At 60.9% G+C, this 14,513-nt stretch carries 10 protein-coding genes; 5 read left to right on the forward strand and 5 right to left on the reverse strand.

Annotation, left to right across the window (positions count from 1 at the left end; translation table 11 throughout):
- The coding region (locus tag Q4577_RS20355; RefSeq protein ID WP_303472439.1) for a hypothetical protein at positions 1-108 on the forward strand (108 nt) is incomplete at its 5' end.
- 106 nt (positions 109-214) lie between these two features.
- Here the strand turns inward: Q4577_RS20355 and ppk2 are convergent.
- From ppk2 to Q4577_RS20370, 3 genes are all read right to left on the reverse strand, one after another.
- On the reverse strand, positions 215-1,129 hold the full coding sequence (gene ppk2 / locus Q4577_RS20360; RefSeq protein WP_244685508.1) for a polyphosphate kinase 2: 915 nt from the start codon (positions 1,127-1,129) through the stop codon (positions 215-217).
- 194 nt (positions 1,130-1,323) lie between these two features.
- Positions 1,324-2,343 (reverse strand): Hint domain-containing protein, encoded by a 1,020-nt coding sequence (locus tag Q4577_RS20365; protein WP_303472432.1) that lies wholly within the window; start codon positions 2,341-2,343, stop codon positions 1,324-1,326.
- Positions 2,344-2,426: 83 nt separating this feature from the next.
- The gene (locus Q4577_RS20370; RefSeq protein ID WP_244685504.1) at positions 2,427-2,885 is read right to left on the reverse strand and encodes an Lrp/AsnC family transcriptional regulator; all 459 of its coding nucleotides are present in this window, start codon (positions 2,883-2,885) and stop codon (positions 2,427-2,429) included.
- 140 nt (positions 2,886-3,025) lie between these two features.
- On the opposite strand from Q4577_RS20370, the gene ald reads away from it, so the two are divergent.
- Together ald and Q4577_RS20380 are read left to right on the forward strand one after the other, a co-directional pair.
- A complete protein-coding gene (gene ald, locus Q4577_RS20375; protein ID WP_303472429.1) occupies positions 3,026-4,147 on the forward strand; it encodes an alanine dehydrogenase in 1,122 nt (373 codons plus the stop codon).
- Between the two features lie 191 nt (positions 4,148-4,338).
- Positions 4,339-5,379, forward strand: coding sequence for an ABC transporter ATP-binding protein (locus Q4577_RS20380; protein WP_303472427.1), 1,041 nt, complete (start codon positions 4,339-4,341; stop codon positions 5,377-5,379).
- 21 nt (positions 5,380-5,400) lie between these two features.
- On the opposite strand, the gene Q4577_RS20385 is transcribed toward Q4577_RS20380, so the two are convergent.
- On the reverse strand, positions 5,401-7,110 hold the full coding sequence (locus Q4577_RS20385; RefSeq protein WP_303472425.1) for an iron ABC transporter permease: 1,710 nt from the start codon (positions 7,108-7,110) through the stop codon (positions 5,401-5,403).
- 4 nt (positions 7,111-7,114) lie between these two features.
- Positions 7,115-8,092 carry an ABC transporter substrate-binding protein gene (locus Q4577_RS20390; RefSeq protein WP_244685491.1) on the reverse strand — a complete coding sequence of 326 codons (978 nt, stop codon included), beginning with the start codon at positions 8,090-8,092 and terminating at the stop codon, positions 7,115-7,117.
- Between the two features lie 336 nt (positions 8,093-8,428).
- Between Q4577_RS20390 and Q4577_RS20395 the strand changes: the two genes are divergently transcribed.
- Both Q4577_RS20395 and Q4577_RS20400 read left to right on the forward strand, forming a co-directional pair.
- Entirely contained in the window at positions 8,429-10,246 is a 1,818-nt protein-coding gene (locus Q4577_RS20395; RefSeq protein ID WP_303472422.1) for an autotransporter assembly complex family protein, read from the forward strand.
- A complete protein-coding gene (locus Q4577_RS20400) occupies positions 10,246-14,490 on the forward strand; it encodes a translocation/assembly module TamB domain-containing protein (protein WP_303472420.1) in 4,245 nt (1,414 codons plus the stop codon). The genes Q4577_RS20395 and Q4577_RS20400 overlap by 1 nt, the downstream gene beginning before the upstream one ends.
- Positions 14,491-14,513: the final 23 nt, after the last annotated feature.

A 14,513-nucleotide genomic window follows, 5' to 3' on the forward strand; every position in this document is an offset into this window, starting at 1 on the left:
GAAGTTGAACTGATCGCGCCGATCGCCATGGAAGAAAGCCTGCGCTTCGCCATCCGCGAAGGCGGCCGCACCGTGGGTTCCGGCGTTGTGTCCAAAATCATCGAGTGATCGTGATCTGGTCCCGGGCCTGACCCGGGACCTCATGACATACAAAGGGCCGGTCAAATGACCGGCCCTTTTTCGTTCAACGCGACATGATTTTCGTTGTGCGGGTTCAATACACCTTCGGCACATACAATTCATCGGGAAGCACCTGGCGTTCGTAATTCGGGTTATAGACCCGGTCCGGCAGGGTGACCTTTTCCGACGGCAGATCCTCATACGGGATCTTGGTCAGGATATGTTCGATGCAATTCAGCCGCTCACGCTTCTTGTCATTACCTTCAACGATATACCACGGCGCTTCGGGGATATTCGTGCGGGCAAACATCTCTTCCTTGGCCTTGGTGTATTGCTCCCAGCGGATGCGGCTTTCCAGATCCATCGGCGACAATTTCCATTGCTTCATCGGATCATGAATCCGCATCAGGAATCGCAATTGCTGTTCCTGATCGGTGATCGAGAACCAGTATTTCAACAGGATCACGCCAGAGCGGATCAGCATGCGTTCAAATTCGGGAACGTCCTGGAAAAAGTTTTCGACCTGTTGATCATTGGCAAAACCCATGACCCGCTCCACGCCGGCACGGTTGTACCATGACCGGTCAAAGAAGACGATTTCACCACCGGCCGGCAGATGCGGCACATAGCGTTGGAAATACCATTGCGATTGTTCCCGGCGGCTTGGCGCGGGCAGCGCCACGACGCGGGCGATGCGCGGGTTCAAACGCTGGGTAATCCGTTTGATCACCCCGCCCTTGCCCGCACTGTCGCGGCCTTCCATCAGGATACAGACCTTGGCACCGGTATGTTGCACCCAATCCTGCACCTTGATCAATTCGGCCTGAAGCCGCAGCAGATTGGTGAAATAAACCCGCCGGTCCAGCATATCGGGATGTTCGCGGTTATAGATCTTGCGGATTTCCTGGCTGAGCATCGGTTCAGAGAACTCGATCTCGAAATCTTCATCCAGGTTGTCCTGAAGTTCGGCTTCCAGCCAATCCAGCTCGCGGTCATCATCCTGTGTCATATGTCGCTCCAAGTCTTTGCTGGGGCTGGCATAACAGTCCCGTTTAACGCTTTGATGTCAGTCGGGTATGCCATCGACGCCATCTATCGCAAGGGGGGATTGCGCCGGTGGCGGTCTGTCGCCCCGAATCCGGGTTCGCGGACAGACTACCTGTCCCTTGTCGAAGGAAAAACCGGGAATTGAGGACAGGGGCCTCAAACAGAGGCAAGTTCCCGCTCTGCGAGAGCGGCTGTGCCCTTAAATAGGGCATTTGGCGATGAAACGGCTGCCGCAGGCAGGAAGCCACACGCCTCATACGGGCGCAATATCCGGCGTGCGGGGCGCATTTCCGCGTGGCCAACCGGCCGTGGCATTTGCAGGATGTCACGGGATTGATCGCCAAGAAGCAGGCTTTCGCAAAGCGCGCCTTCAGCCCGCAAGATATGGTGATCTTCCAGCAGCAGATGAATATAGGTGATCTCGTCACAGGGCAGGATGCGGATTGAATGGCCGTTGACCAGCGCCTTGGCCGGCACCAGAACCTCTGGCGTGTCAAACAGCAATTCGGCCCGCGCCGAGCGGATCATCACCCGATGCTGTTGGCTTAGCCGCAGAGTGGCATCATTGCCGATGGTTCCGGGCGCGAAGACCACCGGTGCGGCGGCATCAATTCCCGGCAATTTCTTGTGGCCAACCCATTTCACCGGTTGCAACCCGGCGTCCAGGGTGCGCACCAATTGCCCCGGCGTGATTTTTTCCGCCGCAATCGGCCCGCCCTTGACCACGATCGCAGTCTCTGCCGCGAAACAGACAATCTCGTGGTCATATGTTGCCTGCCGGTCCGTGTTGAAGAACCCAACCCGGCTCGTCGTGCCGCTGGCGGCATCATACCACCCTTGCAGGTTATAGCTTGGGGTCCAAAGCACCTCGACCGGAACCCCGTTTTGATCCTGACCGCTCAGCACCACGATCCCGGCCTCGCCCGGCGCATTGTCACTGCGCACAACGACGGCATCTTCGATGGTCACTGGCCCGCCCGGCCCGTCAAACTGAACATCGTAACTGTCGCCAATTTCAAACAGGCGCGGATCGGAATCGCCGGAATTCGCCGTGACTTGCAAATTCGAGGTTTCCGACGGAGGTCCATCAAACGCCGACGAAGTCCCATAGCGGCCAATATTGCTGCCTGTGGCGGTGGAAAATTCGCTGTTGGTTGCGGTAAATGAAAGTGGCATGGCATTCCCTCGGTGTCCCTGACACATGGAGGAAAGATGCAAATGAGCCGTTAAATTGCCCGGCTATTTCGCCGGGATTTTAATCAAACCGGAAGTGCCGTGGTCTTGAACACCGTGCGCAGGGCAAAGCTCGACTGCATCCGCGTCACCCCCGGCAAACGGGTCAGGTATTGACGGTGAATGCGGGCAAAATCATCGGTGTCTTCGACCACCAGCTTCATGATGTAATCCGCCGTCCCCGCCATCAAATGGCATTCCAGCACATTGGGAATACGCGCAACCGCGGTTTCAAAGGCCTCCAGCACCTCATCCGATTGCCCGGACAGGGTGATTTCCACAAACACGGTCGAGGTCAGGCCAATCTTGCGCGCATCCAGCATCGCGACGTAGCTTTTGATGATGCCCTCTTCTTCAAGCCGCTGCACCCGGCGATGACAGGCCGATGCAGACAGGTTGATCCGCTCTGACAGATCGGCGTTGGACATGCGCCCATGTTTCTGAAGCACGGTCAGGATTCGGCGGTCTGTCGGGTCAATCTGCATATTTGCGAAGAATCTTCGGTCCAATTTCAACTTTGTCGAAGTATCGTCGCAGATCGCATGACTGCCAAGGCAAAATATTAAACACCTGCACGCTTTGATGTCGGACAATCGCGCACCCATTTACCAAAAGGACCAGCAAGATGAAAATCGGATGCCCGTGCGAAATAAAGCCCCAGGAATTCCGGGTCGGCCTGACACCCAATGCAGCGCAAGAAGCGATTGCCCATGGTCATGACGTGATCGTGCAAAGCGGCGCCGGGGTTGGCGCCGGTTTTGACGATGTCGCCTATACGGCGGTTGGCGCGGTGATCGTGGACAGCGCAGAAGAGGTTTTTGCCACTGCCGACATGATCGTCAAGGTGAAGGAACCACAAGCCGTCGAACGCAAGATGCTGCGCGAAGGTCAGCTGCTTTTCACCTATCTGCATCTTGCTCCCGACCCCGATCAAACCCACGATTTGCTGGCTTCGGGCTGTACCGCGATTGCCTATGAAACCGTGACCGACGAACGCGGCGGCCTGCCGCTTTTGGCGCCGATGTCAGAAGTTGCCGGTAAACTGGCGCCCCAGGTCGGGGCCTGGACCCTGCAAAAGGCCAATGGCGGTCGGGGTGTGTTGATAGGCGGCGTGCCCGGTGTTGGCCCGGCGCGCGTGGTTGTCATCGGTGGCGGCGTGGTCGGCACCCATGCGGCCCGTGTCGCGGCCGGCATGGGCGCGGATGTCACCGTGCTGGATCGGTCCTTGCCGCGGATGCGCTATCTCGATGACGTGTTTGGTCAACAGTTCAAGACCATGTACGCAAGTGCCGGCAACACGCTGGACCAAATCCGCGACGCCGACATGGTGATTGGCGCGGTCCTGGTCCCCGGCGCGGCAGCCCCCAAATTGATCAGCCGGGCGCAATTGGCCGATATGAAGCCGGGCGCGGTTTTGGTGGATGTGGCGATCGACCAGGGGGGATGTTTTGAAACCTCCAAGGCGACGACCCATGCCGACCCGATTTATGACGTCGATGGCATCATGCATTATTGCGTCGCCAACATGCCGGGGGCGGTGGCGCGCACCTCAACCATTGCGCTCGGCAATGCGACAATGCCCTATATGCTGGCGCTGGCGGACAAGGGCTGGCGGCAGGCCTGCGCCGATGATCCGCATTTGCTGAATGGTTTGAATGTCCACGCGGGCAAGCTGACCTATTACGCTGTGGGTCGTGCATTGGGGATTGATGTCACGGCGCCGCAGGTGATCCTTAAAACGGCATAAAGTCCGGCACATAGGTCAAAGATCCACTTATCACCGGACCTGTGTGGCTGGGGGCATTTCCCCGGCCACACAGCCAACAGATAGCCCCAGAAACAAAGAGATGTTGCCAGGACAGCGCCCGCTGTCATCAAAAAGTTACCCGAGTGCCCGATGAAGCGCGTTCATGCGCCTAAACACAGAAGGATCACCGGATGACTGGCGGAATTCAGATCGTCGGCCTGGGCAAGGATTTTGCGGGCAAACCGGCCATTGATGACATCTCGTTCGAGGTGTCCGATCACGAACTGTTTGTCATCGTTGGTGAATCCGGTTGCGGCAAAAGCACGTTGCTGCGGTTGATCGCCGGGCTGGACACCCCGGACCGTGGCACGATCCGGCTGCATGATGATCTGGTGGCGGACAGCCAGATATCGGTGCCCCCCGAACAGCGCGGCACCGGGTTTGTATTTCAATCCTATGCGCTCTGGCCCCATATGAGCGTTCAGGACAATGTTGCCTTTCCGCTGGAGGCGTCGGGAAAATCGCGCAAGGCGGCCGCGCAGCTGGTCCAGGGACATTTGGCGACCGTCGCGCTTCAGGATTTGGCGCAGCGCAAGCCAGAGGCACTTTCGGGCGGGCAACGCCAGCGGGTTGCATTGGCCCGGTGTCTGGCGGGCGGGGCGCGGACGATCCTGATGGATGAACCTTTGGCCAATCTTGACCCGCATCTGCGACACACAATGGAACAGGAACTTTTGCGGTTTCATCGCGCCTCTGGGGCGACAACGGTCTATATCACCCATGATCAACGCGAGGCCATGGCGCTGGCGGATCGAATGGCCGTCATGAAGGCCGGTCGGATCTTGCAGATCGGCACGCCGCAAGAGATCTATGATCACCCGAATTCAACCGAAGTGGCACAGTTCATCGGTCATGGCGCGGTGGTCTCTGCAACCTATGAAACCGGCTTCGCGGACATCCAGGGCCACAGGTTTCATGCCGATGCCCCCGCTGATCATCCGGCGGGCCAGGTTCAGGTATTGATCCGCCCCGAAGCAATCACCTTGGTCGACAACCGGGACCAGGACGGTCTTGAAGGGGTGATTGAAAGCGTTCTTTACCGTGGCGGGCTTTGGGAGGCCGAAGTCGGCTTTGCCGACAGTGCCCGCCTTGTTGTGACCCACCGCGCCCCGCTGCCCACGGGGCAGATGCTCAGGCTTCGGATCAACCGGGCCTGGGTGCTGGCGCAATGATCTGACGCCAGCACAACCGCGTCAGATCCGCCAAGGCACGACCCCGCGCGGCGCATGCCGCCCCAAAAGATCCAGCGCCACCATCAGCAAAACCGTGGCAAGGACCGTCACGCTTGCCATCGCGGCGGCCAGCGTGGTGTAGCCGCCATCTTCGTAATTATAGATCGTGGTGCCGATGGTTTCATTGCCCGATGACCAGAGAAGCGCCGACACCGTTACCTCGTTATACGCGGTCAAAAAGACCAGGATCGCCCCCGAGGCCGCCGCCGGTGCGATCAAAGGCAGAAATATCCGCCGCATCCGAAAGAAATACCGCCCACCTGCGATTCTGGCGGCTTCGTCCAGGGCTGGATCCAACTGCACATAGGCGGCGCTGACCGGCTTTAGCCCGATGGAAAAGAACGCGCAGAGGTAGGCAAGGAAAATGATGCCGAGGGTGTTGTAAAGCGAGAGATTGATCAGCGGCAGCGGCTTGAGAAAGGCGAGGATGAAGGCGATCGAGATCACCAGACCGGGGATGGCATAGGTCATTTCCGCCAGGGTGGCGATGCCGGCCCCGGTGCGCCGCACGATGGATTGGCGCGCCGACATGAAACGCGCCACAAAGATGCAGCCCAGCGCAATAACCCCGGCGGCCACCCCCGCCGTCAGCGACGAATTGAGGAATGCCCGCGCGGTCACCGATTGGCGAAACAGGATCTCGGCAAAATTGTCAAAGGTGATGGTGTCTGCATTCAACGGCAGCCCATAGGTCCGCACCAGCGCCGTGGCCACCAACGCGGTAATTGGCAGGATCAGGGTCGTGACAACCAACCCGGCAAACAGCATTTCGGTCCAGATCCGACACCGTCCCAGCTTGATGTGCAGCGGCGGTTGCGGTGGCCCGATCAGGGTGGCGCGGGTCTTGCGCAGCAACACCGTCTGAAGAAGGATGATCGCCACCGCCAACAGCGCCAGCAGCGCGGCAATCACCGCCACATCCGTCAGGATCGACGGGCCGAAGCTCGCCAATCGTTGCCAGATCAGCACCGGCAGCGTGATATAGCGCGCCGGAATGCCCAAAAGCGCCTGAATACCGAAATTGCCCAGCGCCGACACAAAGGCCAGCGCATAGCCGACAATCAGCGTCGGCGCCAAAAGCGGCAGCAATATCCGCCGAAGCAACATGACACTACCTGCGCCCGCAATCCGCGCGGCATCACTCATTTCGCGCGGCAAGGCCCGCAGGGCCGCCAGCACCACCAGAAACACCAACGGCGTGTGCTGGACCCCCAGCAGGAAAATCAAACCGCCCTTGGAATACAGCGGATGGGTCGACCCCAGTTCCGGCGCCAATCCCAGACTGCGCAAGATCGGCGATGACGGGCCCATCGCCTGGACCCAGGCAATGGCCGTCACATGCGGCGGGATCATCATCGGCACCAGCAACAGGAAGGTGAAGACCCCCTTGTGGCGCATGTCGGTCAACCCGATTGCCAGCGCAATCGTCGTGCCCGCCACCAGCGACAGGATCGCCGAAAAGAAGGCGCTTTCCAACGAATGGACAAAGGCCCGCATCACCGACCGTGACCCAAGCGCGTCACCCAAGGGCGCCAATGTAAATACGCCGTCCACCGTCAAACCGACACGGGCCAGCAGGCCCAGCGGAAAGACCAGAAGCAGCATCGCCAAAAAGACCGCAGCGGCAAGGGCACGCCCCTCGCCGCTGCGCAGAAGTTTTAACAGGTTCAAATTGTCAGCCGCCGAAAATCTCGGTGAATTTCATCTTGTTTTCCTGATCATCGGCCAGTGCCTTGGCCGGATCGAAATCCAGCAGTTTGATGTCTGGCAGAGCGGGGAAACCTTCGGGCGGGGTGATCGCCGGATGCGCCGGAAGATACCCCATGTCAGCGGCCAGTTGCTGGCCTTCTTGCGAAATCAGGAAATCAACGAATGCCTTGGCCGCATCGGGATTTTTCGCAGTCGACAGGATGGCCACCGGTTCGGTCACCGCCGAAACGCCTTCGCTTGGGAAGACGAATTCCACCGGCGCGCCTTCCAGTTTGTTGCGGATCGGCAGGAAATCAACCACGAAGCCATAAAGCTTTTCACCGCCGGCGACGGCCTTGTAGGTGCCGCCATTGCCGCCCTGCGGGTTGGCGCCCTGTGCGGCCAGACCTTCGTAGAAATCCCAGCCCAGATCGGGATGCGCGGTGATCGCAGCCATGTGGATGGTCGCCGCACCCGAGGTCAGCGGCGATGGCATGGCCAGCTTGTCCTTGGCCTGTTCCTGCAAAAGATCAGCATAAGAGGTCGGCACCATGTCGGCGCCGGTGTTGTAGACGATGCCGGTGGTGATCAGCTTGGTCGAGAAATAGTGACCGCCATCATCCATCAAAGCCGGGTCATAGGCGCTGATGTCGGCATCGGTGTAGGGCATCAAACGGCCTTCGGCCTCCAGCCCTTCCATTGTGACCATATCCGCAATCAAAAGCAGGTCGGGCTGCGGCGCGCCGGCTTCGAATTCGGCGCGCAGCTTGGCCATGATCTTGGTCGTGCCGTCACGCACCCATTCGACGTCGACGTCGGGATATTTCGCCTGGAAGGCATCAACGGTTTGCTGGGCATCGGCATTCGGCTGCGAGGTATACAGAACCAGTTTGCCGGAAATATCGGCCGCCATTGCGGATGTGGAAAGAAGTGCGGCGGTCAGCGCCGAAAGAGCAAAACGCATGAGTGATTCCCTAGCTCGAAGTGCATTCGCGGCTCTGTTAACAATGTCATGTAACAGTATTGGCAAATGTCCGGCAAAACGGATGGGAAATATCAAATGACGCCAGCGCGCGCCCGTTGCGGCGCCAATGCCGCAACAGATTGGCCATTGCAATGCCCACAGTTTGCGCCAGGTACATGGCTGCAAAAACGTGACGCAGACCCCGGAATTGCCCAGATCGCCATGCGCGGCAATTTACGGATGTCGTCGTCGATCATTTCCCCGTGGGTGACCGTCGATTGCCCATAGAAGCGCGCCCGTCTCTGTCATAGGCTGGAGCAAATGAAAGTGTTGAACATGGTAATGCGTAGATTTGGCAAAAGCTGGGTTTTGGGCGCGCTGGCGGTGCTGGTGCCGGGAATGTCGTTGGCGTTGGATCAGGTTGATCTGCAATTGGTCGGCAGTGACAATGCCGATCTGACCAAAAGCCTGAACAGTGCTTCGGTCCTGACAACCTTGGAAAAATCGCCCGAAACCCTGCCGCGTGATGTCGTGGCTGCGGCGCAGGCCGATTATGCCAAACTGGTCGAGGCGCTTTATGCCCAGGGCTATTACTCCGCCGTGGTGAACATTCAGATCGACGGGCGCGAAGCCGCCACCATTGATCCCTTTCGCTTGCCCGCCGCGGTTGGAAATGTGGTGATAACAGTGCAACCCGGACGTGCCTTCCGGCTTGGTCAGGTCCAAATCGCGCCGCTGGCGGGCGAAGATCCGCCGGTGCCGGGATTTGCCCGCGACGAACCGGCCCTGGCGACGGTGGTGCGCGACGCGGCCCAGGGCGCGGTCCGGGATTGGCGCGAAGCAGGCCATGCCAAAGCCGAAATCACCGGCCAGTCGATCGAAGCCCGCCACGCCAGCGCGCGGCTGGATGTCGATGTCCGCATTGCACCCGGCCCAAGGCTGCGGTTTGGCGACACCTCTGTCGATGGCACATCCACCGTGCGCGACGCCCGTGTGCGCCAGATTGCCGGCCTGCCCAAAGGCGAGGTATTTACCCCCAAAGCCGTCGACAAGGCCGCCAGCCGATTGCGCCGGACCGGCACCTTTCAATCGGTGCAGGTCGAAGAGGCCGAAACCCCCGGTGCCGATGGTCAGCTTGACATGGAAATCACGGTCGTCGACCGCAAACCGCGCCGGATTGGTGGTGGCATCGAATATTCCACCTTTGGCGGGCTGACGCTTTCGGGGTTCTGGCTGCATCGCAATCTGTTTGGCGGCGCGGAACGGTTCCGCATCGAAGGCGAAATCAGCCAACTGGGCTTGCAGACCGAAGGTATTGAAGAAGGCATTGATTATGAACTGTCTTTCCGCTTGGAAAAACCGGCAGTTTATGGCCCCGATACCCTGTTTTACGCCGAGGCCGGTTTGGCGCTGCTGGACGAGCCGGATTATCTTGAAAAGAAATCCGAGCTGGCATTTGGCGTGTCCCAGGAATTCAACGATTTCCTGACCGGCGAATTGGGCATTGGCCTCGGCTATTCCGAGGTCACCGACCGCTTTGCCAATCCGGAAACCATCCGCGAATTGCTGTTGGTCTCGCTGCCCGGCGCGCTGACCTATGACCGGCGCGACAACACATTGAACACCACCAGCGGGTATTACCTGCGGGGCGAGGTGACGCCGTTTGTGGAAACGCTGGCCGGTGATACCGGCGCGCATATGACGTTTGATGGTCGCGGCTTTGTTGGCCTTGGCGCGGAAAACCGCGCGGTCGCCGCCGCCCGACTGCAATTGGGCGCTTTGGTCGGGCCCGACGCCGTCGATGCCCCGCCCGGCATGTTGTTTTATTCCGGCGGCGGCGGGACGGTCCGTGGCCAGCCCTATCAATCGCTGGATGCAGATTATGACGGCGTGTCGCTGGGCGGACGGGCCTTTGCTTCGCTGTCGGCGGAAATGCGGTTTTCCGTGACCGACACCATTGGCCTTGTGGCTTTTGCCGATGCCGGTTTCATCGGACATGATGGTTTTGACGCCGGCAATTCGCACGCCGGGGCCGGTCTTGGGCTGCGTTACAACACCCCCGTCGGACCGATCCGGCTGGATGTTGCCGCGCCGGTGGCTGGCGAAACCGGCGACGGTGTGCAGGTCTATATTGGGATAGGGCAGGCTTTTTAATGCGTATTCTGGCACTCTGTCTGCTGTTTCTGATGCCACTGGCCGCTCAGGCGCAAGACGACCAATCTGATCGCGGCTTCATTCAGGGCATACTTGAAGATGCGTTGTCGGCACCCGGGCGTGATGTTCGGATCAAGGGATTTGCCGGCGCGCTCAGCTCCCGCGCGACCATCGACGAAATCTCGGTCACCGATGCAAACGGGGTCTGGTTCTCCGCCACCGGCGTGTCCCTGACCTGGAACCGTTCGGCGCTTTTGAGCAAACAGGTTCTGATCGACGAAATCGCGATTGACCGCATCGAATTGCCACGCCGCCCGCTGCCCGCAGAAAGTGAACTGCCCACAGCTGAGGCGCGCGGAACCTTTTCCCTGCCAGAGCTTCCCGTGTCGGTCGACATCAAGAAAATGACCATAGGCCGCGCTGTCATTGGCGCGGCGGTGTTCGGCGAGGCCGCCGAAATTGCGTTTTCCGGCAAGGCGACGCTGGCAAATGGGGCCGGATCGGCGGATCTGGCCATCAACCGGCTGGACCAGGAGGGGCGCTTTACCATTGTCGGCGCTTACGACAACGCCACCCGCGCATTGGAGATGGCGGTTGATTTGACCGAACCGGCGGATGGTCTGGCCGCCAATCTGTTGAACCTGCCCGGCCTGCCCTCGGTCGAGATGAAGGTTCAGGGGGCCGACCCCATCAATGATTTCACCGCCGAGCTGAGCCTGGATACCGATGGCCAGCGCCGTCTGAGCGGCGAAGTGACCCTGTTGTCCGACCCAGAGGGCGACACGGTTTTCGCGCTCGATCTGGGCGGCGACATTGCGCCGGTGTTTGTGCCGGAATTTGCCGAATTCCTTGGCAATCAGGTGGGGTTGCAGGCCAAAGGCGCACGAATGGCCGACGGCACATTGACGTTGGATCAATTGCGCGTCGAAGCGGCGGCCCTGACCCTGACCGGCGCGGCAGAGATCGGCGCAGATGGCTGGCCGCGCAAGCTGGCGCTGGATGGGGAAATCGCGCCGCCCGAAGGTGAAACCATCCTGCTGCCAATGGCCGGTGCCGCGACCTCGGTCACGGGCGTCGCGCTTACCGGGGCGTTTGATGCCGCTGCCGGGGACACATGGTCGCTGGCCGGTCGGGCACAGGGTCTTGCCCGCGACACCATACAGATTGAAACGCTGGGCTTTGATGGCTCTGGCGTTCTGTCACGCGACAGCGAGAGCCTGTCCGGCACGTTGCAAATGGATGCCAGCGGATTGGCCCCGGCCGACGCGGCGCTGGCGCGTGCCATCGGGGACCGGCTGCGCGGTGTCCTGCACTTTGGCTGGAGCCGGAGTGCGCCGCTGCGGCTGAGCGAACTGAACCTCACAGGCGAGGATTACGGCCTGGCCGGCACCTTGGTGGTGAGCGGGCTGGAAGGCGAAGATGATCTGACATTGGTGCCGGATGTTCAGCTGAATGCACAAGATCTGGCACGTTTTGCCGATCTGGCGGGTATTGAACTCGACGGGGCTGCGGATCTTGGTGTGACGGGGCGTGTGGCGCCGCTCACCGGGGTGATGGCGTTGCAATTCGACGGCACGACCGAGACGCTGACAACCGGCATCGCCCAGCTTGATCCGCTGCTTGCCGGTACGGGCAAGGTATCATTGGGGCTGGGCCGGGATGAAACCGGGCTGCGCGTCGATCCGGTGGTGATCCGCACCGATCATGCGCGCATTGATGCAACCGCGCTGCTGCGCACCGGCGCAAGCAAGCTGGACCTGACCGCGCGCGTCGCGGAAATCGCCCTGGTCCTGCCCGACCTGCAAGGTGCCGCCGAAGTGACGGCCACGGCAGAACAGGCCAATGATGTCTGGAACCTGACCGCCGATGCCACCCTTCCCGGGGGCACTGGCGCGCAATATCGCGGCACGGTGACCGGCGATGGGCGTGACAAGCTGGAGATCGCCGGACGGCTCAGCGCCAATGTCACACAGCTTGCAACATTCTCCGCCATTGCGGGTCGCCCTCTTGGCGGTGCGGTGTCGCTTGTGGCTGAGGGGCGCGGTGATCTGGTCAACGCGACATTCGATCTGCGTGCAAACGGCAGCACAACCAACCCGCGATTTGATGTGCCCGTTGCCGAGGCGCTTTTGCCCGGCACCACCACATTCGATATCGCCGCAACGCGCGATGCCGCAGGCGAGGTTGTGCTCAAGACCGCAGTCATCGACGGGCGCGAAGTAACCGCGCGGGCCAGTGGTGCCTTCGGGCCGGACAGTGGCAAGCTGGAGCTGACAACGCGGATTGCCAATCTGGCACGCGCCCTGCCCGATCTGCCCGGCGCGGCCAGCCTGACCGGCACCGCGATACGCACCGGCGAGGTCTGGACGCTGAAGGCCGATGCCACCCTGCCCGGCGATACAGGTGCAAATTTCAGCGGAACATTCACCGGCGATGGCAAGTCCAAACTTCTGGCGGATGGACGGTTGCAAGCGCGGGTTGCCCGGCTTGGCGCGTTTTCCTCGCTGGCCGGTCGCCCGCTGTCGGGGGCCGCAAATCTGACAGCCACCGGCACAGCCGATATTCTGGCCGGCAGTTTCGATCTTGTGGCCGATGGCAGTGTAAGAAACCCCGGTTTTGGCGTGCCGACAATAGAACCATTGCTGCGCGGCACGTCGCAAATCGACCTGTCTGTCGCGCGTGATGGCAATGGCCGGATCACCATACGTCAGGCAACGGTCGATGCACCGGGGGTGGATGCCGACGTGTCCGGCGCCTTTGGCGCGGGCAACGGTGATGCCCGGTTCCGCATCGCCATCCCCAACCTTGGCCCGCTTGTGCCCGATCTGCCGGGGCCTGCGAGTTTTTCCGGCACCGCCACACAGCAAGGCGAAAGCTGGCGGATCGACGCCTCGGGCAATGGTCCCGGTGGTATCGAAGTGTCAACCCAGGGCCGGGTCGCGGCGGATGTTTCCCGGCTTGATCTGTCGGCCAACGGGCTGGTGCCGCTGGCGCTGGCCAACCGGCGGCTGAACGGTCAGGCGCTCAGCGGGCTGGTGCGGTTCAATCTGGCGGTCAATGGCCCACCACAGCTCAGCTCGGTCTCTGGCCGGCTTAGCCTGGCGGATGCCCAGGTCGCGCTTCTGGCGCAGGGCATGTCGATCGACGCCATCAACGGGCAAATTGACCTGAACGGCGCAGCGGCGCAGGTGGCATTGAACAGTCAGATCTCCAGCGGTGGACAATTGCGCGTTGCCGGGCCGGTTGCGCTGACCCCGCCATATAACGCCGATCTGGAGGCGCAATTGCGCAACGTCGTTCTGCGCAGTGCCGCACTTTACGAGGCCCAGTTGGACGGGCGGATGACCATGTCCGGCCCGCTGCTGGGCGGCGCGCGGATTGGCGGCGGGATCAATATCGCCACTGCGGAATTGCGCATTCCCGATCTTGGCCCGTCCTATTCGGCGCTGGACGGTTTGCAACATATCAACCCCTCTGCCGATGTGCAGCGCACGTTGCGGTTTGCCGGGTTGGATCAATCTGACGAGGACACCGCCAGCGCCGCACCAGACTACCCGCTGGATGTCATCGTGCGCGCGCCCAACCGGTTGTTTGTGCGGGGCCGTGGGCTCGACGCTGAACTGGGCGGTGAATTGCGACTGACCGGGACCACCAACAATGTGGTGCCTGTCGGGTCGTTCAGCCTGATCCGGGGGCGGCTGGACCTGTTGGGCCGGCGCTTAACCCTGACACAGGGGGATGTCCAGTTGCGCGGCAGCTTCGATCCGGTGATCGCCTTTGAGGCCACCACAGAGGTCGATGATTTCGCCGTCACATTGGCCTTGGCCGGCTTGGCCTCGGCGCCGGAACTGACCGTCACATCGGTGCCGGAACTGCCCCAGGACGAGGCGCTTTCGCTGTTCCTGTTTGGCCGTGATGTCACGTCGATCTCGGCCTTGCAGGCGGTGCAATTGGCGGCGGCAATCCGCACCCTGTCCGGTCAGGGCGGGCTTGGTATCGGTCAACAGCTGCGCGAAGGTCTGGGGGTGGACGAGCTGGACATCAGCACCGATTCCGAAGGCAATGCACAGGCAAGTGTCGGCAAATACCTCTCTGACAACATCTATACCGATGTAACAGTGTCGAGCGATGGCTCCAGCCAGATCAACCTGAACCTTGATCTGACCCCAAGCGTCACCGTGCGCGGCCGGGTCGGCAGCGATGGGGACACCGGCGTCGGGGTGTTTTTCGAACGGGATTATTAGACAGGTGTCGCCGCAAGCCCATC

Source organism: Marinovum sp. 2_MG-2023 (genome assembly GCF_030548265.1).
Classification (GTDB): Bacteria; Pseudomonadota; Alphaproteobacteria; order Rhodobacterales; family Rhodobacteraceae; genus Marinovum.

Coding starts and splice junctions, on each gene's coding strand:
- ppk2 (WP_244685508.1), bottom strand. CDS start 1,129: ATGACACAGGATGATGACCGCGAGCTGGATTGGCTGGAAGCCGAACTT.
- Q4577_RS20365 (WP_303472432.1), bottom strand. CDS start 2,343: ATGCCACTTTCATTTACCGCAACCAACAGCGAATTTTCCACCGCCACA.
- Q4577_RS20370 (WP_244685504.1), bottom strand. CDS start 2,885: ATGCAGATTGACCCGACAGACCGCCGAATCCTGACCGTGCTTCAGAAA.
- ald (WP_303472429.1), top strand. CDS start 3,026: ATGAAAATCGGATGCCCGTGCGAAATAAAGCCCCAGGAATTCCGGGTC.
- Q4577_RS20380 (WP_303472427.1), top strand. CDS start 4,339: ATGACTGGCGGAATTCAGATCGTCGGCCTGGGCAAGGATTTTGCGGGC.
- Q4577_RS20390 (WP_244685491.1), bottom strand. CDS start 8,092: ATGCGTTTTGCTCTTTCGGCGCTGACCGCCGCACTTCTTTCCACATCC.
- Q4577_RS20395 (WP_303472422.1), top strand. CDS start 8,429: ATGGTAATGCGTAGATTTGGCAAAAGCTGGGTTTTGGGCGCGCTGGCG.
- Q4577_RS20400 (WP_303472420.1), top strand. CDS start 10,246: ATGCGTATTCTGGCACTCTGTCTGCTGTTTCTGATGCCACTGGCCGCT.